General features: G+C 41.2%; 12 protein-coding genes and 1 other RNA gene. 5 read left to right on the top strand and 8 right to left on the bottom strand.

Annotation, left to right across the window (positions count from 1 at the left end; translation table 11 throughout):
- Positions 1 to 22: 22 nt before the first annotated feature.
- Positions 23 to 1,063 carry a hypothetical protein gene (locus tag K9M07_02220; protein ID MCF7852037.1) on the top strand — a complete coding sequence of 347 codons (1,041 nt, stop codon included), beginning with the start codon at positions 23 to 25 and terminating at the stop codon, positions 1,061 to 1,063.
- A gap of 7 nt (positions 1,064 to 1,070) precedes the next feature.
- Here K9M07_02220 and ffs read toward each other — a convergent pair.
- Together ffs and uvrA are read right to left on the bottom strand one after the other, a co-directional pair.
- An RNA gene (gene ffs / locus K9M07_02215) (signal recognition particle sRNA small type) lies at positions 1,071 to 1,168 on the bottom strand.
- 225 nt (positions 1,169 to 1,393) lie between these two features.
- Positions 1,394 to 7,090 (bottom strand): excinuclease ABC subunit UvrA, encoded by a 5,697-nt coding sequence (gene uvrA, locus K9M07_02210; GenBank protein MCF7852036.1) that lies wholly within the window; start codon positions 7,088 to 7,090, stop codon positions 1,394 to 1,396.
- 80 nt (positions 7,091 to 7,170) lie between these two features.
- On the opposite strand from uvrA, the gene K9M07_02205 reads away from it, so the two are divergent.
- Both K9M07_02205 and pyk read left to right on the top strand, forming a co-directional pair.
- The gene (locus K9M07_02205) at positions 7,171 to 8,835 is read left to right on the top strand and encodes a hypothetical protein (protein ID MCF7852035.1); all 1,665 of its coding nucleotides are present in this window, start codon (positions 7,171 to 7,173) and stop codon (positions 8,833 to 8,835) included.
- A 98-nt stretch (positions 8,836 to 8,933) separates the two neighbouring features.
- Positions 8,934 to 10,751 (top strand): pyruvate kinase, encoded by a 1,818-nt coding sequence (pyk, locus tag K9M07_02200; GenBank protein MCF7852034.1) that lies wholly within the window; start codon positions 8,934 to 8,936, stop codon positions 10,749 to 10,751.
- Here pyk and K9M07_02195 read toward each other — a convergent pair.
- The 5 genes from K9M07_02195 to cdaA are packed head-to-tail and all read right to left on the bottom strand — an operon-like array spanning position 10,733 to position 15,970.
- Positions 10,733 to 11,452, bottom strand: a complete 720-nt coding sequence (locus tag K9M07_02195) for a 16S rRNA (uracil(1498)-N(3))-methyltransferase (protein MCF7852033.1) — start codon at positions 11,450 to 11,452, stop codon at positions 10,733 to 10,735. The two genes, pyk and K9M07_02195, sit on opposite strands and share 19 nt — an antisense overlap.
- Before the next feature lies 1 nt (position 11,453).
- Complete coding sequence (locus K9M07_02190; GenBank protein MCF7852032.1) at positions 11,454 to 12,791, bottom strand: lysophospholipid acyltransferase family protein; 1,338 nt, start codon at positions 12,789 to 12,791, stop codon at positions 11,454 to 11,456.
- Entirely contained in the window at positions 12,779 to 13,936 is a 1,158-nt protein-coding gene (locus K9M07_02185; protein MCF7852031.1) for a glycosyltransferase family 4 protein, read from the bottom strand. The genes K9M07_02190 and K9M07_02185 overlap by 13 nt, the downstream gene beginning before the upstream one ends.
- Positions 13,926 to 15,176 carry a hypothetical protein gene (locus K9M07_02180; protein ID MCF7852030.1) on the bottom strand — a complete coding sequence of 417 codons (1,251 nt, stop codon included), beginning with the start codon at positions 15,174 to 15,176 and terminating at the stop codon, positions 13,926 to 13,928. Before K9M07_02180 ends, K9M07_02185 begins: the two co-directional genes overlap by 11 nt.
- The gene (gene cdaA, locus K9M07_02175) at positions 15,173 to 15,970 is read right to left on the bottom strand and encodes a diadenylate cyclase CdaA (protein ID MCF7852029.1); all 798 of its coding nucleotides are present in this window, start codon (positions 15,968 to 15,970) and stop codon (positions 15,173 to 15,175) included. Before cdaA ends, K9M07_02180 begins: the two co-directional genes overlap by 4 nt.
- Before the next feature lie 251 nt (positions 15,971 to 16,221).
- Between cdaA and K9M07_02170 the strand changes: the two genes are divergently transcribed.
- Positions 16,222 to 17,592 (top strand): cytochrome ubiquinol oxidase subunit I, encoded by a 1,371-nt coding sequence (locus tag K9M07_02170; GenBank protein ID MCF7852028.1) that lies wholly within the window; start codon positions 16,222 to 16,224, stop codon positions 17,590 to 17,592.
- Complete coding sequence (gene cydB / locus K9M07_02165) at positions 17,592 to 18,620, top strand: cytochrome d ubiquinol oxidase subunit II (protein ID MCF7852027.1); 1,029 nt, start codon at positions 17,592 to 17,594, stop codon at positions 18,618 to 18,620. Before K9M07_02170 ends, cydB begins: the two co-directional genes overlap by 1 nt.
- Positions 18,621 to 18,651: 31 nt before the next feature.
- Here the strand turns inward: cydB and K9M07_02160 are convergent, their stop codons facing one another.
- A complete protein-coding gene (locus tag K9M07_02160; GenBank protein MCF7852026.1) occupies positions 18,652 to 19,035 on the bottom strand; it encodes a hypothetical protein in 384 nt (127 codons plus the stop codon).
- Between the last annotated feature and the right edge of the window lie 213 nt (positions 19,036 to 19,248).

The raw sequence follows: 19,248 nt of genomic DNA, 5'->3' as shown, positions 1-19,248 counted from the left end.
GTGCTGAATATCATAAGAAGTTATGACAAAACAAATTTTTATTACAATTTCTTTATTCTTTACATGTTCCATGCTGTTAGCAGAGACAACGGGTTTGAAGCCGCCAAATACGGAATTTTATTATGATATTGAGGGGGAAATGCTCTGGATGAAGCGTTCCAAGCTCAATACGGTAAGTCTTGTCGATTATGATGGATATTTTGGTGAAATCGGGACCAAACAGGTCGGAACACAAACCCTTGTACACGACTTAGACAAGCAATTTGTAGGAAGAATTACGGCCATTATTAAACCCAATCAAAAAAATTTAATGGAAGGGCGTTTTACAACTCCCGCACACTTTGTTTCAGATGTTTATATCGAAGACAACCAAGAGACCAATATCGATGCAAATATAGCCCTTGGCTATTATTTAAATGCCAATACTTCAAATCCCCTTCCAACACCATTGATTGACTTTGACAATACCGATTATGTCGATGCAAACAAGGCGCATCTTCACTATGAAACAAATATGTATACGATGGAAGGGAATTATTGGACCTATGTCACCCCTCCCCGTATTAATTATTTTGCCGTCGCTTATGGTTTTGGGCTTCGTTTTATTAATGTGCATGAAATTTTTAGAGAGACTTTTTACCAAACTCAGGCAAGCAGCTTTTTTAGAGTTCAAACAGATAATCAGATGTGGGGGGCCCAAGTGCTAGGTCGTCTCGAGGTTAATCCATATAGCTTTATGACATGGGGAATTCGGGCGACGGGGGCTGTCTTAGGTAACAATATTAGTATGGTTAATCACGTCACGGATCACAATGGAACGACAGATCTTAAATATCAAAGTTTACATGAGCTCTATTATGGATATTTAGGCGAGGTGGAAACGTACTTGACGGGCTATTTTTTGAAGAGATTCAATTGGAGGCTCGGTTTAGACGGTATTTTGCTTAGAGGCGCTGCTCTTGCCCCACCGAACATCAATTTAACGACAAAAATCACCCCCATTGATAAAGACGTCAATATCATCTTTTTATCGTGGACAGTAGGGCTGGGCTGGGATTTTTGATGAAAAAAAAGTCGGAGAGCACTGAGGACATGAAGCCTTATCTTTAAGGCTGCTACCTTCCGGTCCTGACCTGATTCGGATTGCGTCACCCCTAAGGTCCCCGACAAGTCACTATTATGGCATAAAGATCATAGCCTTCGCAAGAAATAAATTTATTACTCACCTTACGCAAAAATGAGGGTTCAGAGAGCGAGCGAGGCAAAGCCGGATCAAAACGAAGTGGTCCGAATGAGGAGGGCATAGCCAAAGTGCTATGTCCGACGAGGGAGGATTGATATGGCAAAGCCGTAGCCGCTCTATAACCCTTCATTTTTGCGTAAGGTGAGTTATTTACCTCGACTTGGGAAGATAGCGAGCCGTCAATGATTGAGGGCAATCATAAAGGCCTTTGAGAGAGCCTTGATAAAGAACTTCCCCTCCATAGGCTCCGGCATCGGGGCCAAGATCAATAATATGAGATGCGGATGCAATGAGATCGACATTGTGCTCGGCAATGACGATTGTTGCCTTTTTTTCTAAAATTTTTTCAAAGACAAGCAGTAACTTTGAGATGTCTTCAAAATGAAGTCCGGTTGTGGGTTCATCGAGAAGAATGAGCGTTTTAGAGTGAATGGATTTAGAGAGCTCCTTGGCAAGGCGAAGCCTCTGAGCTTCTCCACCCGATAAAGTTTGAACTTCTTGGCCGAGTTTAAGGTAGCCGAGTCCAATAGCGATAAGGGTTTCAAGCCCCTGCTGAAATTTGGGAATAGGAGGTAGAAACTCAATCACTTCTTCGATTGTAAGTTTTAAAATTTCCCCTAAGTTTTTTCCTTTATATTCGACTTTCAAGCTGAGGGGGTTAAGGCGGTTTCCATTGCAGTCAGGGCAGATCATTTTGACGGCCGGCAGGTATTTGAGATCTATTGTTTTAACGCCGAGTCCCCAGCACTTACGGCACATACCTTTAAGATGGTTAAAACTAAAGTTTTTGGCTTGTAAGCCACGAATTTTTGCTTCGGGCAGGGACGCAAAAAATCCTCTAAGGGGGGTGAGAAGATCGACGTAAGTGGATACATCGGAACGAATCGTTTGGCCAATGGGGTTTTGATCGACAACGAGGAGTTTGGATAGAGCATCAATGCCTTTAAGCATCCCATAGGGACTATCAATTTGATCCTCTTTTAGGCGCATCTGCAAGGCTTTTGCAAGCAGGGGTTTAATGACCTGATGCATCAGAGAAGATTTGCCTGATCCGGAAACGCCCGTGATACAAGTGAGTGATCCAAGGGGGATTTCGACATTGATATTTTTTAGATTGTTGATATGAGCATTGACAACGTTTAATTTTCTTGAAGAGCGTACTGAAAGTGGGATATGTAAAACTTGTTTTCGCCCGCTTAAGTAAGCTCCGGTGAGTGAATGAGGGTCGTTTTTAATCTCTTCAAGAGAACCTTCTGAGGTAATATTTCCACCGAGCCGCCCGGCTCCGGGTCCAAAATCAATCACTTTATCGGCAATTTGAAGCGTCATCGGATCATGTTCAACGAGAAGAAGCGTATTCCCCAGATCGCGTAAGTGAAGAAGGGTTTCATTGAGAAGATGATTGTTATGGGGATGAAGGCCAATCGTTGGTTCGTCAATAACATAAATGCAACCCGATAACGAGGAGCCGAGCTGGCGCGTTAATTTAATGCGCTGCATTTCACCACCACTGAGAGTAGGGGCTGACCGGTCGAGCGAGAGATAACCGAGGCCAATTCTTGAAAGGAAATGAAGGCGTGAGAGAATTTGATCCATCACATCGCTCATTGCTTTTGGTGATTTGAGCATCAAGTTTTGTAAAAAAAGAGTGGCCGAATCGGTTTCCATTGCAGTCAATTCATGCATTTTTTTGCCATTGAGCTTGACATGAGAAGCTAGGGGATTGAGCCTTGAGCCTCTACAAGAAGGGCAGGTATATGACTGCATGAGTGGAATTAAAGATGTTTTAAGATCACTGCGAGCGATTTTTGCAGAGCGCTCTAATGCTTTTTCAATACCTATCCATTTAAAATGGCTATTGCGCACTTTAACCGGATGGGAATCTCCTTTGAAAATGATATTCAGTTGTTTGGGATTTAAATTTTCAAGCGGTTCATCGGGATCGATTTTAAGCTGATAGAGAAGCGCCGTAAAGATTTGAAAGGGGAATTTCGTCCCATGATCTTTCCAAAGACAAGCGAGTAGCTCATAACTTGAAAAGCCCATCAAATGTTGATGCTCAGTTAAATTGGATCCCCAAATTGTTCCAATTCCCTGACAATCAAGACACATTCCCTCTGATGAATTAAATGAAAACGTATGCGGTGTGATATCGGGATATGACTCTCCTGTGCTTTCCACCGCAAAAGATAAGTTAAATAGTATATCGCCTTCGGGTAGAGAAGCGATCACTTTTTGGTTTCCGATATGTGCAGCCGTTTCAATTGTTTCAATCAGTCGATTGTAGATCCCCTCTTTAATAACAATGCGGTCAATAACGATTTGGAGTGTGTTTTTTAATTGAGGGCGGTAATGGATTTCTTCATCGAGGGAGAACACATCGCCATTCAACCGAATGCGTAAAAAGCCCAATTTTTTATAGCGCTCAATCTCGTCTTGGAAAGATTTCCCGCTGGGCAATTCCACAGGGGAGAGGATTTGTACTTTTGTTTTGGCCGGTAAGCTGAGAAGATGATTTGCAACATATTCTTTTGTAATGGCTTTAATTTCTTCGCCTGTTTTAGGGCAATATGCAATGCCTTCTTTAGCATAAAGAAGGCGCAAATAGTCATAAATTTCCGTCATCGTTCCCACAGTTGAGCGGGGATTACCGGTATGTTTAGATTGTTCCAAAGCAATGCTGACAGCAAGTCCATCGATTTTCTCTACCTTGGGTTTAGGCATCATTGGAACAAGCGCCCTTGCAAATGAGGAGAGCGATTCGATATAGCGTCTTTGTCCTTCGGCATAGATAGTATCAAAAGCAAAAGAGCTTTTCCCCGAACCCGAAGGTCCCGTACAGACAGTGATTTGATTGTGGGGAATTTGAGTGCTTACTTTCTTGAGGTTATTTTGTTCGGCATCAACTACTGTTAAAAAATGGATAGGTTCTTTGTGCGTTGGGTTTCGAATATAGTCGGCGAGTTGTGAGCGATTCAATTCAATTGATTTTCTTAGATGAATTGCAGTCTCATTTTTCTCTTGTTTCAAAAGTTGATCGTATGGGCCGCTATAGAGGAGTTGTCCTCCTTGGCTTCCCCCTTCCGGACCAAGATCGATCACATAATCACACGCTTTGATAAAGTCGATATTGTGTTCAATAACGCATACGGTATTTTTATGCTCGACAAGCCGCTGCAAAATTTTGAGAAGTCGATCGATATCTTCAAAGTGAAGTCCTGTCGTTGGCTCATCTAGAATATAAAATGTCTTGCCCGTATCAGGTCTTGAAAGTTCTTTAGCCAGTTTAATTCTCTGAGCCTCTCCACCACTTAGAGTTGTGGAAGGTTGTCCGAGCTTCATGTAGTCAAGCCCAACTTCAGATAATAAAGAGAGTTTGGAAAAAATAGGGGGAATATCTTCAAAAAAGGAAAGGGCTTCTTCAACACTCATGTTGAGGACATCGTAGATCGACTTGCCCTTATAGAGGATTGAAAGCGTTTTGGGATCAAACTGCCTTCCTAGGCAGCCCGGGCAAGTCACCATTTGATCTTCCATAAAATCCATATCGATTTTAATCATTCCCATACCGAGGCAATGAGGACAGGAACCCTCTTTGACATTGAAGCTAAAGCGCCCTACCTTAAATCCGTAAGCGCGGCTTTCAGGGAGCTTGGCATAGAGTTCCCGAATATCGTCAAAGAGTTTAATATAGGTTGCGGGATTGGATCTCGATGTACGGCCAATGGGTGTTTGATCGATTGCAATCACTTTATCAATGGCCTCAATATTGTGAATCGATGCGTGTTTGCCAACATCAACCTTACTTTTATGAAGTTTTCTCTGCAGAGCCGGAAAAAGAGTTTGTGAAATCAATGATGATTTCCCCGATCCGGAAACACCGGTGACGGCAAAAAGAGTCTCTAAGGGAAAATGGACATCAATTTTTTTTAGATTATGATGCTCAGCCCCCTTCAAGGTTAGAAAGGTTTTTGTTTTTCTCTTTTTTTTAGGGATATGAATTGTTTTTTTTCCCGTGAGATATTGCCCTGTTAGAGAGTCATTGGATTGAATGAGATCAACAAGCGTTCCGCAAACTAAAATGTCGCCGCCACGCACCCCGGCGCCGGGACCAACATCAACAATAATATCTGCAGCTAAAATCATCTCTTCATCATGTTCAACGACAATAATAGTATTGCCTTGATCTTTAAGCGCGATGAGGGATTGGATCAGTTTTTCATTGTCGCGTGGATGAAGCCCAATGGAAGGCTCATCAAGAATATAAGTGGCGCCAACGAGCGATGATCCGATTTGCGAAGCAAGCCGTACGCGTTGAGATTCACCTCCCGATAAAGTGGGCGCTGTTCTCGATAGAGATAAATAGTGGAGTCCCACATGCATTAAGAATTCAAGGCGGCGTGTAATCTCTTGAAGCAATCCCTTCGCTATAAATAGTTCTTTTTCACTCAATTGAAGAGCGTTAAAAAAATCTAAAGCAGAGGCTATGTCGAGTTCTGTGATTTCAGACACTGTTTTATTGCCAACACGCGTGTGAGAGGGATAGGGTTTGATTTTAGAGCCATGGCATGCCGGGCAAGTTCCCATTGTCATCATAGCTTCCATAGAAGAGCGGTATTTATCTGATTTTGCCTCCATGTAGCGCTTTTTAGCTTCTGCAAGAACACCGTTAAAATGGACATACTCAATCCATCGATTCCTTTTTACCGGATGATAAAATTGCATTTGAGTCCATTTTTTATTGATCCCATAGAGGTAAGCTTCTTGTCCTTCTTTAGGAAGCTTTTTGAAAGGGGTTTTAATACTGAAGTTGTAAATTTTTGCTAAGTTGTTATAAACATTGCCCCAGTAAATTGTTTGATAAGAGCCGGCAAGAGAAAAGCAGTCTTCGGCAATACTCAAGTCGGGATCAAGACATTTATCTAAATCAAATTCAAAGGATTGGCCAAGCCCTTCACATTCAGGGCACATGCCGCTTGGGTGATTGAATGAGAAATCATGGGGATAGAGTGGGGGATAAGACTGCTTTGACTTAGGAGAATAAGCAAACGTCGAAAAGAGTTCAATTTCACGTGTTTTAAGGGTATAAATTGAGACAATTCCCTTTGAAAACTCAAGGGCTGCAGAGACACTTTCAGTGAGGCGTTGTTTATCTTCTTTTCTCACTTTGAGTCGATCAAAGACGATATCAATGGTGTGGGAAACATTTTTATCGAGATCGATCGGATCGGAAAGATCCATCATTTCTTGATCAATCAAAACTCTTGAGTAGCCTTTTCTTCTCAACTCATTAAAATCTTCTTGGAAACTCCCTTTTTTATCTTTGACATAGGAGGCGAGAACGTAAATTTGTTCATCGAGTTGAGTTGCTAAAAGTGAATCAATAATTTCGGTGAGTGTTTGAGATACGACTTTTTCTTTCGAAATAGGACAGTAGTTGATACCGATTTTGGAAAAAAGGACTCGAATAAAGTCATAAATTTCAGTCATTGTTCCGACAGTGGATCGGGGGTTTTTCCCTGCCGTTTTTTGCTCAATGGCAATAGTTGGGGTGAGGCCTTCAATCAGGGCCGCATCCGGCTTTGAAAATGAGGAGAGACGGCGCTTAATGTGTGTAGAGAGGGATTCGAGGTAGCGGCGTTGGCCTTCAACATAGATCGTATCAAAAGCTAAAGAAGACTTTCCCGATCCTGAAACGCCTGTGAAGACAATCAGCTTATTCTTATCGATTGTTAAATCGATTCCCTTTAAATTATGTGTTGAAGCTTCTTTAATTCGGATCGAAGTCGATCTAAAGGGGTTTTGGGGCGCTAAGCTACGAGTAGAAAGAGGGGGCTTTTGATTCATTTTATTTGGGAGTTTTTTGATAAATGATTATAATCGCTTCTCCAAACTCTTTGCAATACTCTTTTTAATAAGGAATAGAGATGGCTACATCATCAGATTTTGCTGCTTTTGATAGAACAACCCAATTGCGTTTGATCGCCAATACGCTGCAAGGCGTATCAGACGATGCGATTCTATCCTATGATGAAAAAGGGCGTCTCGATGTCCGGTTTTCATATACGAGCTATTTGCTTCCATCTCTTTTTTATCCTATTCTAACCAATCATCAAGAAATCGAGCTGAATGAAAAAATTAGAAAAGTGATGCAAGGGATTTTTGGTATAGCCATCACAAATAGAATATGGGGGGATTATTCAGGGCAATCGCCTTTAACGGTCCGATCGGTCAAAGAATTGCTCGTTGCGATAGCCATGCCCTGCGAAGATGATTTAGAGTGGATTTTTGATCAAAATAAAACAAAAAATTTTGAGTCTACAGGTCGAAAGTTTTCTGATTGTGTCTTTAAAGAGCTAAGGAATGAGGAATATAATGAGTTGATTGATTTACTTGATCCTTTATCTCGTGAAGAGACCTTTTGTTTTGGTCAATCGATATTTCCGGCTCATTCAGAAGGATATGGTGCAACACATGAAGGGAGAGAAAGACTCGTTTCCGTTATCAAATTATTGGCTGAAACCAAGCTATCTATGCCCCGTACTGAAGAAGCTTTAACTCCGGCTTTCACTTCAGGTGAAGAGCAACCATTAGAAGCCGCGCTTGACTCACTTTCTGAAGAGGCTTTTTTTGATACGTTTTTAAAGCGCTGCATTGGTCGTGATACCCCCAAGAAAACGGTGTATCGAACGCCGTATGGTATTTATAGTTTAAAAGGAAAAAAAACAGATGGCGGCTGTAAAGTTATGTTTCTTTCTCCGATGGATAAGGAATCGACATCCCAATCCATTGTTGTTTTTTTACCAACGCAGCTTGATATGACCTCTTTTCGACAAAATTTATATGAGCATATCGGAGCAAGAGCAGTTTTTGATATTCAAAAGGAATTTGCCGATTTATGCGATGGGTATGGTATCACTAAAGACAGGCCCGCTATTTTTGCAGGCTATAGTCTAGGCGGAATCCAGGCGTACTTATTGGGGCATTTTGAAGAGGGACGGTGCAGCCGGTGGTTTATGACGTCTAACCCCGGTCTTGATAAAAGTTGGGATAAGCAAATCATTCATAAACATATTCAGGATTTGTGGGCCGATAAAAAAACTTCAACTTTGTCGATGTGTGTTCTTACTGATGATAATATCCCAAATTATGGAGAAGTTAAGCCTTTCTCCAATATTCAATGCTATAATGAGGATACATTTCCCTATCATGTGCGCTTTACGATCATCTCTCCTAAACATAGGAAGGAAGAAAAGTACTACCGAGCGAATTTATTTGACACATTAGCCGGGGCAATACGCTCATTTTATGGCCCTCATTCCGTAACGCCATTCATTAGTCATAGGGATGGCTACAAAGTCTCAATTATAGATAATAGAAGCGAGAGAGGCGTTTCAGACTTAAGCAGTCATTCTCAAAATAGATTTCTACGTTTAGAAACTCTGGTTCGTAAACGCATTGCAGAATTTTTTTCGAAAGTCCAGTCACATGAGGATACTTGTGAAGATAAATTTAATACATTATATCCTCGACCTCGTTCTCCAATGTCATCTCCCGTTGATACTCATGCCGGCCTTTGGGCTTCACAATGATCCGGATGAGAAAAGAGGTGAAATTAAACTTATCTCTCAATTATATATCGGTGATAGTGCAATTTCACATTTGAGAGCATAGATTGATTGAACGTTTTATCCCCCCAAGAACAAAAATCATTTGCACTTTAGGCCCCTCTTGCCGAACGAAGGAAAGAATTATTCAGTTGATTCGAGCCGGAATGAACGTCGCTCGCATTAACTTTAGTCACGGCACTCACGAAGAGCATGCTCAAACAATTGCTAATGTTAAAGAGGCGAGAAGAGAATGCAATGTTCCCCTTGCGATCATGCTCGATACCAAAGGGCCGGAAATCCGCGTGACGCAAGTTGTGAATCAGTCAGTTGAGGTCGCTGTTTCGACAAGGCTTGTTCTTCTCAAGGATCAAACTCCAATCACTTCCCCCAATGAGATTGCAATCTATCCGGCTGATGTGATTGATCAGCTTAAAGTGGGAATGGTCATTTTATTCGATGACGGGGCCCTGCGCTCCGAAGTGATTGAAGTCAATACCGATCGCGCTGTGATTCAATTTTCAAATGGCGGAACTTTAAAAAACCACAAGGGAGTCAATATTCCAAAGGGCGGAATTGTTATTCCGGCAGTGACGGATAAAGACGTTGAGGATATTGAATTCGGGAGCAAACAAGATATTGATGTCATTGCCGCTTCTTTCGTATGCAATGCAGAGCATGTCATGGAAATTAAACGATTGTTATCCCAATTTGGGCAACCCAATATTGCTGTTATGGCCAAAATAGAGAGCTATTTTGGCGTTCAGAATTTTGATAGTATCGTCCATGTTGCTGACGGAATTATGGTTGCTAGAGGCGATCTCGGTGTTGAAATGCCGATCGAACAAGTTCCAAAACTCCAGAAGGAATTTATTTTAAAATCTTACCGCGTGGGAAAACCCGTTGCCGTTGCCACTCAAATGCTTGAATCGATGATCAATCATCCTTCTCCAACAAGGGCAGAAGTATCTGATGTTGCCAATGCCATTTATGATTCGGCCTCTTGTGTCATGTTATCCGGGGAAACGGCTGTTGGTAAATATCCGATAGAAACTGTAGAAATGATGAAAAAGGTTATTGATGAAACCGAGCGGGACTTTAAATACCGAGAATATTTCTTTCATCGCCTTGGCAAACACTTTTATGATGTCTCTTCAGCCGTTGCGTCGGCCAGCGTGAAAACGAGCTATAGTGCGGATGCCAAGGGGATTATTGTATGTACCATGAAGGGAGGGACAGCTCGATCAATTTCTCGCTTCCGTCCCGATTTGCCCATCTTAGCCATCACGCCATTTGAAAAGACCTATCATCAACTCGCTATGAATTGGGGAATTATCCCGATTTTAAAGAAGGTGAGTTCGGTCAGCGAAGCCATTCATGTCGCAAGTCACTTTGCTATGGATAGAAAAATTCTCAATTATGGCGATCTCATCGTTGTATCAGCGGGGTCACCATTCAATGTGAGTGGCTCAACAAATATGATGATCGTTGATATTATTGGGGATGTTTTGGCTAGAGGTGAGGGTCACGGTTCTTATGAAAGGGTGTACGGTCAGGTTTGCGTGGTGCTGACCCCCAACGAAAAAGCCTATTATGCTTCCAAAAATAAAATTATTATTCTCTCACGATGTGATGAAGCATATGAGCATATTATTCGAAATAGTTTAGCCGTTATTCTACAAAATCCTTCTGATGATCATCGATCAGAAGAAAAAGCCCTGGAATTGACATTAAAGTACAAAATTCCGCTCATTACAAGAGCCGATAATGCCCTTTCGATTTTACAAGACAACCAGTTTGTCACAATGGATGCCGAGAAGGGGATTATTTTTAAGGGAACGATTGATCCTAACCTACACTATGAAAATGATACATGTCGTTATCATCCCCCTCTTGGGTAAACTATGGATAGTGCGAGAAGGCCAACTGCAAAAATAGCTGCCGTTTCTGTACGGAGAATATTGTCAGACAAACTGATTCCGATGGCATTGTGTTGTTTCAAATCGCTTAAATCTGCTTTAGAAAAACCTTTTTCCGGTCCATTAATAAAAACGAGATCTTGGGTGAGTTCGCTTTTTTCAATAGATTGAGTTAGTTTCTCACGGCTGCCAATATCGCCATAAAAACAATGGCCGTTTTTTGGAAGCTCTTTTAGTGAACCTTCTTGAACTTTAGGGAGATAAAGCCTTCCGGATTGTTTAATCGCTGCAATAGTGATATGCTCGATCCTCTCTTGTTGTTGGCGAGAGAGCCCCTTTTTTTCGGAGTGGGAGGAATCAAATAAAACAATTTCATCCACTCCAAGCTCCGTGCATTTTTCAATAATGAGATGGAGGTGGGGGAGTTTAGGCATCGCTTGATAGAGAATAATCGATTGTTTGGGCTTAGGAGAGAAGACATGTGTTGTGATCTTGATGAGTGCATGGGATTTTTCTAAAGAATAGATGATTCCTTGTGCAAGAGAGCCTTTGCCGTTAATGAGTTCGACAGATGAGCCCTTGTCAGCGCGCATCACTTTTTTCAAGTGAAAAAATTCCTCACCGCTGAGCTCAACGTCTGCAGTCGTTAAGGGGGCATCGATAAAAAAGCGCATATGGGGCATATTAACCTAAAACGTTTAAGTTGTCAGAGGGGGTGAGAAAATGCATCTCTTCCGCTTTTATAAAATATTGTGGTCGACAAATCGCTTTAATTAAAATAGTTTTTGGTTCATCACTTACTATTTCTTGGTTTTCAAAAGCGATTTTTTCTAAATCGGAGTAAGATAAAACATCCAATGCACCCTGTTTTTTATAATATTTTTTAAGTTTTTGATAATGGGTAAAGTGAAAAACAAGTTTCGCATTGAGATCTTCTGAATATAAATCACTTTCTTTGGCATATTCTATAACAGTGCCGTGAAATTTTCCTTCAAAAGAGTTTTTAGGGACAAATAGCTTTAAAAATGCATTGGGATAGATCTCTTGAAACAACTCGATGAGAGGGGAAAAGCGGTCATAAAGTGCCTCATCAAGAGGCATAATAATTGTAATAGTTTCATGGCGAAATCGGTAATAAACCGTATCGGGTGTTTCTTGTTTCCATCGATTGTGAAGCCACATCCATTCGGAAGGGTGCTTTGCAATGCTTTCTTCAAGCAATGAAAGGGTTTGCCTCATCAAGCGATCGACTTCATTTGAGAGAGAGGCATCCGCATTGGGCCAAATGGGATCCGAATAGTGGATAAAGTAGCGGGTTTTTTTGCGCGTAATTGATGCAAAGATAATGGGGCATTTCATTTTATAACTTAAAATAGCCGGAAGGGGTGAAGTCCATGCGGGGGTTCCCAAAAAGGGGGATTGAAATCCTCCGGAGGGGAGGGCTTGATCCCCAACAAGTCCTAAAAATTTACCGGTCTTTAGAGTGCGCATCCCTTCTTTAACGGCATCTTTTGGCGAAATAATGCGGCCGCCGAAACGTTCTCGGATAGAGCGTATCCAATGAGAGAGAAACGGGTTTTTTAGCTCATTGCCAATGGCAGCTCCCGGCATTCGAGTCGTCCCTTCTAAAAATAGAGCTTCCCAATTGGCTTGGTGAGCGCAAAAAAAGATAATGCCCTGGCCCTCATCGATCAGTTTTTGAGCATATGCGGGATTTTCACAAATGAAACGGCGCTGTAAGTGGCGGTCTCGCTCAAACTTGCCATACTCCAGACATGTAATAGCCAAGCTTTCAAAAGATTCCTTGGCGATTTTAATTTTTTGCTCTTTGTTTAAATGCAGCGCGACAGCATGAGATAAATTGATAAGAGCCGTTTTGCGAAGGGTAGGGAAGAGATAATAGATAGAGCGGCCGATGCCCTTTCCAAGTAAATGGATCATGGGATAAGGTAAATAACTGAGGAAGCGTGCAAATTGACGGATAAGGAGAAACGAAAATCGGTATTGATTTACTCTAGACATGCATCAATCATTTTATTGAGTTGGGTTGTAAAATCCAAGTGTTTTATGCTTTCTCGAATAGGAAGCGCTGTTGAAAAAGTTTTTCTTTCCAAAAGGCGGTTTTCCAAGATTTCGGCGAATGAATCGATGTCAAAGAGGGAAGGGATAATCCGGCCATTTGCTGCCGTTAAAACTTCTGATCCCCCATTGAATGGAGAGGAAATGACGTAAACACCCATCGCGAGAGCTTCAACTGTGACATTGGCAAATGGGTCGTAATATGAGGGGATGATGAGCGTATCGGACAGAGCATAAAATTTCATGATATCGGGCTGCGATCCCAAAAATGAAACATGCTTTGATAAGCCTAAAGAGTGGGCCTCCTTCCGAAAATAGGGGGTGTTTTTTTCTTTTCCAATCACATAGAGGTGAAAAGGCATCTCTTTTAATAAGGCGAGGGCTTTAAGAAGGGGAATAAGTCCTTTGCGGAAGTAGCCATTACCGATAAATAAAAGGTGGTGAATATCTTTGGGTTGGTTGAGCTCTTTGAGCAAATTTTCTTTTGTCTCTTCAAAATGGGAAAAATAGGGCTCCATTTGCCGGTGCTCCACGCCGTTATGAATCACTTCAATCTTATGGGGATCAATCGAGTAGTATTGAAGGATTTCATCTTTTACCATGGATGAATTGGTGAACAGTTTTTTCAGTGAGGGGTTTTCAAAAGATGCCTGTTCGATATCTAAGATGGCTTTGTGGGTAGGATTAAGAAAATAGGTCTTTTGTTTGATCCACGAATCAATTTGTTTGCGGCGATCGATAAAAGCTCGATGAGAGCCGTTTCCCGCGCGAATGTGTGTTTGATGGCTTGTCCGGTCGAGACCGAAAATAATATCCATAGGATGGGATTTAAGCCAGTTTTGGCAGGCCTTATCAAAAGATTGAATAGGATTCAAAGGGAAAAGGAGTGGGGGATTGACAGGAATAATTTGAACCTGATCATCAAGAGGACGGTTGAACTCCTTATTCGAACAAAGAAATGAAACTTCATATCCTCGAGCCGCAAAAGCGTTGACTAGATAACGAGAGTATTTTTCGAGTCCTCCCAATAAATTGAGATGACGTTTTAAAAAGCAAACTTTAAGAGATTGCCGATGATCAGGAACCATTTTCCTCTGAAACTACGATTTGATTTCCGTTTAACTCAAATGATAATTCCAACAGTTTATCATCTGACCTAAAAAGTTGGAAACGATTCATGTAATTTCTAAAGCGATTCCTTAAATATTTCTGTCGAAGCTCGGGTTGTAGCTCTCTAATTTCTTTGTCGGAGACGTCGGAGAGAACGATGCTAACATAGCGATCTTCGAGTTCTTTGGGGTTGATGAATTGAACGCTCCAATTGAGCTTGTTGTTTTCGGCCGGTGGATAAATAACGACAATTTCCATCATATTTTTCACGACTTCAATGAACACGTCATTTGCCCCTTTTGCATAAAGAGGCAAGTTAAGAACGGGCATTTGAGTGGGAGAGGTTGAAATCAAAGGGCCTGAAAATTTCATTGTTTGAATATTGGCATTCGATCTCGTCATAGGGGAAGAAAAAAGAGAGAGTGGAATGGCGTTGCTAATTGGAAGGAGTTCAGAGCGAATAAAATCAATGCGCAAATAGTTGGCATCCGGATCATCGATTTGAATCGGTTTCTCGGATATAGAGGGAAGATAAATCTGTTTCCACTCCTTGGGAATGAAAAAACTCACAACATCTTTAGTTTTACTCGTAGTGCTTGACTGCAGATTGTCGAGTTCGGCTTTTGAAATATCATTGAGGTTAAAGGTGAGCTTAACGCCTCGCGTTTTAAGTTTGGCAACAGTCGATTCAGGGCCGCTCACTGTTAAGTAGAGTTGATAGGGCCATACATCTAAAAAACGGTATCCCCTTGGAGCTTCTCCAATAGGTTGGGTGATAAAGACGGGAACCTTCACCGTAGCTAAGGGGGACATCTTAACAATATAGTTTTTGAGGGATATTTTACTTACTCCTTTTTGGAGATTGATATCCGGATTTAATGAAACGATATTTGTTTTGGTAATTGTTGTAACCCATTCATTCTTAGTTCTGTTTGCAGCATCAATGACAATTTCTAAGTCGTTTGAGGAAAGGCGTTCCAAGACGGTCTTTTTTCCGGTTAAGGTCAGGGTTATTTTTTTGCTCATAATCCCATCCGATTGGATTCCCTCAATTGTTTTGCCTTGAGGGACATTAATAATTCGGACATTGACATTGCTGAGAGTTTTAACGGTTGTCAGGGTATTATCAACGACAAACCAAATAAAAATTGCTAGGATGAGCGCAATCAGTTTTCTCGGCCAATTGTTTACAAGGAAGTTTATTAAAAACGTTTTCATCGTCTAAACCAACTCGCAAAATTGAAACGAGCTTTTTTTATTTTTTGGGGTGATGGGTTAAATATACTGCGGAGTATTCCTTTAAAGCGATCGATTTTTATTCCCCTCGTCATCATTCCATCACGTGCAATCGATACTTTTCCCGTCTCTTCGGAAACAACGATAATTAATGCATCGGAGAGTTGACTAATTCCGAGTCCGGCGCGGTGGCGTGTTCCCATCGATTTTGAAAGATGGGGTGTGTTTTCGGCAAGGGGTAAAATAACTGATGCAGCTACAATTTGATCATTGCTAATGATGACAGCCCCATCATGTAAAGGCGTTGTGGTCATAAAGATGGATTCGAGAAGCTCTGATGAGAACTTAGCGCTTAGAAGAACGGCTTTTTGTGAGTATTCATTTAAGTTGTCTTCATTTTCAATCACAATAAGAGCTCCAATGCTCTTATCTGCAAGGCGATATGTCGAGGTTGCCAAGTTTTCTAAAAAGGTGTCGAATTCATTAATTTCTCTTGTGCGTTTTCCTTTCCAGCTTAATTTCGAGAGCGCAACGCGCAGTTCGGGTTGAAAAATAATCAATATTCCAATCACCGCAACATTGGCCATAAGAAGCATGATTTTATGCAGAATAGGGAAATTAAGCAGTGAGGAAAGGGCGAAGATGAATAGAAAGGCCAATAGACCTAACATCAAATCCATTGAGCGGGTATTCCAGAAAAAGGAAAGAAGGTAATTGAGCATGACCGCTATGATCACGACTTCAATAATCGGGGTAATGAGGTAATAAAAATGCAACATGCGTTATTTTTCAACAGAGTTTTCCTCATTTTTAACTAAGACGCAGGAAAAATCAATCTAGAAAATAAAAATTCACAAGGAAAAATCATAAACAACCCTTTTGGAAGATGATTAATTTTATGTAAGTTGTTTAATTTCAATTTATTGAAACAAAAATTCTCATTTGTAAAGCAAAGCAATTTATTGACAAAATTATAAAAATTATTAGGATGTATATATTAATTTTTTAATGACCCGGGTATTTTTCCATGGATGTTGTTTTTCTTTCCCGTATTCAATTTGCGCTTAATATTACTTTTCATTATTTATTCCCTCCAATGAGCATTGGGCTTGGCCTTCTTCTTGTAATCATGGAAGGTATGTATATGAAAACTAAAAACCATTTTTATAAAAAACTCGCTCAATTTTGGACGAAAATCTTTGCTCTTTTCTTTGCTGTTGGTGTTGCAACAGGGTTTGTGCAAGTCTTTGCTTTTGGGAATAATTGGGCGGATTATTCTAAATTTGTTGGCGACGTCTTCGGAACTGTTCTTGCTGCAGAGGGAATTTTTGCCTTTTTCCTCGAGGCGGGTTTTTTGGGGATTATGTTGTTTGGTTGGGAAAGAGTTAAGCCGCGCGTTCACTATTTGTCAACGATCCTTGTCACATTTGGTGCCCATTTTAGTGCCATTTGGATTGTGATTGCCAATTCATGGATGCAAACACCGACGGGCTATCAAATTGTTGGATCCGGCAGAGGCGCGCGCGCTGTTGTCACCAATATTTGGGAAGTTTATTTCAACCCTTCTTCAATGGATCGCCTTGCTCACGTGTTGATCGGTTGTTGGATTACGGGATCTTTTTTATTGATTAGCATTGGAGCCTATTATCTTTTAAAAAGACGCTCACTTGATTTTGCTAAAGTTTCTTTAAAAGTTGGTCTAATTATCGGATCAATTTGTTTAATTTTACAGCTGATTTCGGCGGATGTTACGGCAAGAGGTGTCGCAAAAAACCAACCCGTAAAGCTTGCAGCAATGGAAGGAGTATATAAAACAAAAGAGTATACTCCGATGACTCTGCTTGGGTTTGTCGACTCAAAAGAGAAAAAGGTTGTTGGAATTAAAGTGCCCGGCTTATTGAGCTTTTTGACATTTCGCGACTTTAAACAACCGGTTCAAGGTCTTGATCAGTTTGATCAAAAAAATTGGCCCAATATCTCCATGGTATTTCAAAGCTATCACATTATGATTTATGCCTGGGTCGCTATGGCCATTTTGGCCATTTTAGCTTGGATTTTTGTTTATCGAAAAAAATTGGAAGAGAGGCGATGGTTGTTGTGGCTTTTAACATTTGCGATTGCTTTTCCCTATATCGCGAATACGGCAGGATGGTTTACTGCCGAACTCGGTCGTCAACCTTGGCTTGTATATAATGTACTGAGAACATCGGAAGGGGTTTCTCGATCCATTGTAGCCAATCAAGTGATAGGATCATTAATCATGTTTATTTGCATATATATAGCTCTCTTTGCCATGTTTATTTTCCTACTCAACCGCAAAATCAAGCATGGTCCGGAGGCTGAAGAGAGAGAAGATGTCGTTTATCGCACCCCATTTACAGGTAAGGAGAATCAATAATGGAACTAGCAACAATGCAAATCTTGTGGTATCTCGTTTTGTGTGCCTCAGTGATTTTTTATACGATGTTAGATGGATTTGATCTGGGTGTGGGATGCTTACATCTCTTTGCAAAAGCAGATTATGATCGGCGAATTTTCTTAAATGCAATCGGTCCCATTTGGGATGGCAATGAAGTTTGGCTTGTCATTATTGGCGGAGCTTTGTTTGCCGGTTTCCCGATAGCTTATGCCGCTATCTTTTCATCCTTTTATACGCTGTTAATGATCTTTTTAGCCGGAATTATTGCAAGGGCCGTTGCCATAGAGTTTCGCTCCAAACACGAAAGCAGGGCTTGGAGGTCGGCTTGGGATATCGTATTTTTTGTCGGATCGCTAGTGATTACATGGGGAGCCGGTGTCGTTTTAGGGAACCTGATTCTTGGGATTCCTATTGACGGCAATCAGGGCTTTCATGGTAATTTTTGGGCATTTATTAATCTCTACTCGGTCATTGTTGGTTTTTTAGCCGTCTCTTTATTTATGTTGCACGGTCTTATCTTTCTTTTGATGAAGACGGAAGGGGAGTTGCATGATCGCTTGAGAAATTGGATTAAACCTTCGATGACTTTTTTTATTGCAATGTTTGTGATTGCAACGCTTGATACTGCACATACGGCAAGACATATGCTGCATCGTTTTCTTGATCACCCATGGCTTATCGTCGTTCCTGTCATTATGTTGCTGGCTATTATCAATATCCCTCTCCAAGCAAAGAAGAAAAATGACGGCTTTGCCTTTCTTTCGTCATCGCTGGCTATTATGCTTTTCTTTTGTCTTTTTGGAATTGGTACGTATCCCTATATCTTACGCTCATCTATCAATCCGGAGCAGTTTAGTTTAACGATGTTTAACTCATCGTCTTCGGCAACGACACTAGAGGTGACGCTCACGATCGCAGCAATTGGAGTGCCCCTTGTTTTAGCCTATGGCTATTTCATCTATTGGGTCTTTAGAGGAAAGGTGAAGCTCGATAAATCAAGTTATTAATAGAATATACCGGGATAGTCCCCATGCATTTTTATCCGATGTTATAGTTTGTTTCGGCAAGGACAACATCTAAGGCTATGAGAAAATCTTCCTTGCTCATCAGGGCTGTTGGTAGGGCGATTGAGTTAAAGCAAGTGTGTATTTCAAAGACATCTCGCTCAGAAGGACAGATGTTAATTCGCACGCCGGGGGAGAGCATGGTATTTCCGGTGGTAGCGTAGACAAACATCTCTCGCCATGATTTATCGGAAGAGTTAATTCTCTCTCGAATCCACGCTATCTTTTCAGGAGAAATAGTATCTTCCGTGCGAATGGATGCTAGAAGTGCTTCTATTGAGACGGGGGATCCTTGAAGCGTTTCTGCAAACTCTTTCGCTCCTTTAGTGGTAAGTAGTGTTTGTAACTCGCTGCTCATCCCTTCAAGAAAGGCCTCAGTAGCTTCGATATACGGCTTTAGATTTTCTTTTGCTTCTTCTAGGGCTTCGTCATTTTCGGTGATTTTCAGCGTAGTTGTCGCATAAGTTAGAATTTTACACAGCTACCGCCAGCTTGGGTTCAGTTTTACATTTTTCCGGATTTAAAAGCACTTCATTAATCATTTGCCAATTCCTCGTCTCTTTGCTCCACC

The sequence above is a fragment of the Simkaniaceae bacterium genome, assembly GCA_021734805.1.
Lineage (GTDB): Bacteria > Chlamydiota > Chlamydiia > Chlamydiales > JACRBE01 > Amphritriteisimkania.
The sequence above is the reverse complement of the archived record's forward strand: the minus strand, read 5'-3'. Positions and strand labels throughout refer to the sequence as shown.

Coding starts and splice junctions, on each gene's coding strand:
- K9M07_02220 (MCF7852037.1), top strand. CDS start 23: ATGACAAAACAAATTTTTATTACAATTTCTTTATTCTTTACATGTTCC.
- uvrA (MCF7852036.1), bottom strand. CDS start 7,090: ATGAATCAAAAGCCCCCTCTTTCTACTCGTAGCTTAGCGCCCCAAAAC.
- K9M07_02205 (MCF7852035.1), top strand. CDS start 7,171: ATGGCTACATCATCAGATTTTGCTGCTTTTGATAGAACAACCCAATTG.
- K9M07_02195 (MCF7852033.1), bottom strand. CDS start 11,452: ATGCCCCATATGCGCTTTTTTATCGATGCCCCCTTAACGACTGCAGAC.
- K9M07_02190 (MCF7852032.1), bottom strand. CDS start 12,791: ATGTCTAGAGTAAATCAATACCGATTTTCGTTTCTCCTTATCCGTCAA.
- K9M07_02185 (MCF7852031.1), bottom strand. CDS start 13,936: ATGGTTCCTGATCATCGGCAATCTCTTAAAGTTTGCTTTTTAAAACGT.
- K9M07_02180 (MCF7852030.1), bottom strand. CDS start 15,176: ATGAAAACGTTTTTAATAAACTTCCTTGTAAACAATTGGCCGAGAAAA.
- K9M07_02170 (MCF7852028.1), top strand. CDS start 16,222: ATGGATGTTGTTTTTCTTTCCCGTATTCAATTTGCGCTTAATATTACT.
- cydB (MCF7852027.1), top strand. CDS start 17,592: ATGGAACTAGCAACAATGCAAATCTTGTGGTATCTCGTTTTGTGTGCC.
- K9M07_02160 (MCF7852026.1), bottom strand. CDS start 19,035: ATGAGCAGCGAGTTACAAACACTACTTACCACTAAAGGAGCGAAAGAG.